Raw genomic sequence first — 2115 nt, forward strand, 5'->3', positions numbered from 1 at the left:
GGACGCGAGCGTGAGCGCCGGCCCGCGCACGCTTTCGCAACCCCTCCACCATCCTTCGGATGGTCCCCTCCCCAAGGGGGAGGAACGGGTGTGAGACTCCTCCCCGCCAGCCTCTGGCCGCGGTTCCTGAGGCGGCGCCTGCCGACCTCGCTGTGGGGCCGATCCCTGCTGATCATCGTGCTGCCGGTGCTGGTCATGCAAGTGGCGGTGACCTGGGCCTTCTTCGACGCCCACTGGCAGACCGTGACCGCGCGCCTGTCCGACGGCCTGGCCGGGGACATCGCCTGGGCGGTCGAAAGCTACGCCGACGATCCCTCGCCCCGAAACATGGCGGTGATCACCGACCGGGCCCAGCGGTCGATGTCCCTGTCCGTGCAGCTGCGGGAGGGCGAGACCCTGCCCAGCGAGACCCGCCGCGGAGCCCTGGGCGTGGTCGATCGCACCCTGGAACGCGCCCTGGCCGCCAGGCTGGACCAACCCTTCTGGTTCGACACTACCCGCTACCCCGCCCACGTCGACGTCCGGGTGCAACAGCCCCAGGGCGTGCTGCGCATCATCGCGCCGCGCGAGCGGGCGGTCGCCACCCAGGCCCACATCTTCGTGCTGTGGCTGCTGGTCGCCACCATCCTGCTGATGGGCGTCGCCATCCTGTTCATCCGCAACCAGGTGCGCGCCATTGAGCGTCTGGCCGAGGCGGCCGAGGCCTTCGGACGGGGCGAAAGCCAGGAGCGGTTCAAGCCGCACGGGGCCAAGGAAGTGCGCGCTGCGGCCCAGGCCTTCCTGAACATGCGCGACCGGATCCAGCGTCACATCGACCAGCGCACCGCGCTCCTGGCCTCGGTCAGCCACGACCTGCGCACGCCCCTGACCCGCCTGCGCCTGGAACTGGCCCTGGCCCCCCCGTTCAAACGCGCGGACGCGATGCGCGGCGACCTGGACGAGATGGAGCACATGATCGACGAATACCTCGCCTTCGCCCGCGGCGAGGCCGGCGAGGCGGCACAGGAAATCTCCATCCCCGCCCTGCTGGCGGCGGCCGGCGAGGACGCGCGCCGGGCCGGAGCCGAGGTCGAGATCCTAGCGCCGGACGATCTGAACGCCACGCTTCGTCCCCTGGCTTTCAAGCGCGCCTTGGGCAACCTGACCGGCAACGCGGCCTCGCACGGCGATCGTGTCCGCCTCAGCGCCCGCCCCCTGCCCTCGGGCGGGCTGGAGGTCGCGGTCGAAGACGATGGCCCCGGCATTCCCGAGGACATGCACGAGGAAGCCTTCCGGCCCTTTTCCAGACTGGACGATTCGCGCAACCAGAACCGCAAGGGGGTCGGCCTGGGTCTGGCCATCGCCCGCGACGTGGCTCGGGGCCACGGCGGAGACATCACCCTGGAAAGAAGCGATCTGGGCGGTCTGCGCGCCCTGATCCGGCTGCCAGGCTGATCACATTTCGCCGCACCCTCTGGCGAAGCGGGGCCGTAAGCCCCATCATACGGGGCATGACCGGGGGGTCATGGAGGATTTCTATGCGCAAACTGGCCTTCTTCGCCCCGCTCGCAGCCACCCTCGCCGTGGCCGGCGCCGCCGCGGCCGAACCGACTTCGATCAACATCACCCTGAGCCCGGATCTCGAGCGCAAGGCGCACGAACTGGGCATGCGCGAGGTCGACCAACAGGTGGATCGCCTGGCCGACGTCGTTCTTCGCGCGGTGGCCGACGACGCGGACCTCAATGGCGCCCGCATCGACCTGGTCCTGACCGATCTCAAGCCCAATCGTCCGACGATGGAGCAGATCGCCCAGCGTCCAGGCCTGGACTTCATCCGCAGCGTCTCCATCGGCGGGGCGGCGTTCGAAGGGCGGATCACCATGGCCGACGGCTCGGTCCAACCGGTCCGCTACGACTGGTTCACCAACAGCATCGCCGACGTGCGCGGATTCAGCACCTGGCATGACGCCGACCGGGCCTACAGCCGCCTGGCCCGGAACCTGACCCAGGGCCGCTACGCGACCCGCTAGAGAGACCGCGCCTTTTCGGCGGCGGCCTGGACCGCGGCTCGCGCCGCGCGTTCAAGGTCGCGCCGGCCTCCATGGCGTCCAACCCCGCCCGCGTGGTGCCCCCCGG

General features: G+C 70.4%; 2 protein-coding genes. Both read left to right on the forward strand.

Features of this window, described 5'->3' with window-relative positions; translation table 11 throughout:
• The first annotated feature begins 90 nt into the window (after window positions 1–90).
• Window positions 91–1434 carry an ATP-binding protein gene (locus AC2W7C_RS17120; protein WP_486002450.1) on the forward strand — a complete coding sequence of 448 codons (1344 nt, stop codon included), beginning with the start codon at window positions 91–93 and terminating at the stop codon, window positions 1432–1434.
• An 83-nt stretch (window positions 1435–1517) separates the two neighbouring features.
• Window positions 1518–2009 carry a hypothetical protein gene (locus AC2W7C_RS17125; protein ID WP_486002451.1) on the forward strand — a complete coding sequence of 164 codons (492 nt, stop codon included), beginning with the start codon at window positions 1518–1520 and terminating at the stop codon, window positions 2007–2009.
• Window positions 2010–2115: the final 106 nt, after the last annotated feature.

This window comes from Brevundimonas sp. CURTG3B2_SDJG (genome assembly GCF_057364705.1).